Genomic DNA, 1,549 nt, shown 5'->3' on the forward strand with positions numbered 1-1,549 from the left:
TGTCAAGCAAATTTGAAAATGTCTCAAAAATCGTTAAACATTAGCACCAAAATTTCGGTGCTTTTGTTTTGCGAGATAATTTAGATAAGAAGCTTGTTTCCATGGATGGCTCATTGGTGGAATATATTTCTTCTTTGGCTTCTTTTCAATGACTTTTTCATCAAATTCTATAGAATATAGTTCGTGTTCGGGCACTTCTTTCATGATATGAATCTGATCAAGTACATTGACATATAGATTTCCATCAAACGCTTCAATGACCATACAATCCATCTTGTTTTTTAGATATGTAGGTATTCCTTTTTCGGTTACAGGAATATATATCTTATTCTTGAATTTGATACTATGTCCTGAATCTATCTTTCTTGGAGAAAGAACAGCTAAAGTACAATTGATTTTTTCAAGTGATGGTTGCGTTTCAAATACCGATTTGGTAGTATTGAGGTGTAGAGCAAATTGGTCATTGAATTTTTTTAGGTAGGATTTTAAAAATTCATTTGCCGACTCTATATCTGTTATGTGAGCGCGTCTGAGGTCAACAGGCAATCGTGACTGAAATGTTTGGTTCATTCTTTCGATTCTTCCTTTGGCTTGGGCGACGCTCGTTGTTTTTATATCAACGCCAAGATTGTGACACGCATAGGAAAACTGTGTGAAAGTATCCTCGTCATCGAAAGCGTTGTTTTTTCTTTTATATTCAAATACAGTACGTCTGTCGGTATAAAACATAGCAGGAATGCCATAATTGGTAAGAATCTGATAAAAAACGTTGTAGTAGCCTTTTAAAGTTTCCTGATTATCGAAATAAGCACCAACAACTTCACCAGTTGCATCATCAACTGCTAAATGAAGATGCCATACTTTATTTTTGAGCCATTCATAACTTGATGCATCCATCTGGATCATTTCCCCCATATACTTGCATCTTGGTCTTCTTGGGTGAGCATCCTTTTCATCAACAATAGCAATTGCTTCCTTTATAACATTTTGGATTTTCTTTGAACTTGTATTTTCGAGTTTTGTTTTCAAAGTTTCCTTTAATATTTTTCTGGTCTTTTTTCTGGCTTTTGGAGAAATGATATTTTCTTCTCTAAGCCATTTATTAAGTGTTGTATCACTAATTTTTATATTCAGATCTTCTTCAATGATTTCACAGAAATGAGTAAAATTAGCATCGCTATATTCCTCAATATAAAGCTTGATGATCTTATTCTTAACATCAAGAGGAATTGCAGTAGAAGGAATTTTACTTCTATTGCCGTGAACAAAACCAGCCTTACCTTCATTCTTATATTTCAAAATAAGTCTATTGACAGTTCTTACGGTACAATTCAATTTAATAGCTGCACGTTTCTTGTTTCCATCAGTTTCAACTAATTTTTTAATAATCAAATATTTATTTTCTTCATTCATTCTTAATTCAACCTTTCTCATTGCATAACCTCCAGATAAAAATGAGGTTATATCATAACATGAAGTTTTGAATATGTCCTGCATGCAGGACATATTCAACTTTGATACATTGAGACAATATCATATTTGAATCAGA

At 32.8% G+C, this 1,549-nt stretch carries 1 protein-coding gene; it reads right to left on the reverse strand.

Annotated elements, in window-relative coordinates; all coding sequences use genetic code 11:
* Positions 1-33 precede the first annotated feature (33 nt).
* Entirely contained in the window at positions 34-1,434 is a 1,401-nt protein-coding gene (locus EDD60_RS15985) for an ISNCY family transposase (protein WP_207905394.1), read from the reverse strand.
* Between the last annotated feature and the right edge of the window lie 115 nt (positions 1,435-1,549).

This window comes from Longibaculum muris (assembly GCF_004343035.1).
Taxonomy (GTDB): Bacteria; Bacillota_I; Bacilli_A; order Erysipelotrichales; family Coprobacillaceae; genus Longibaculum; species Longibaculum muris.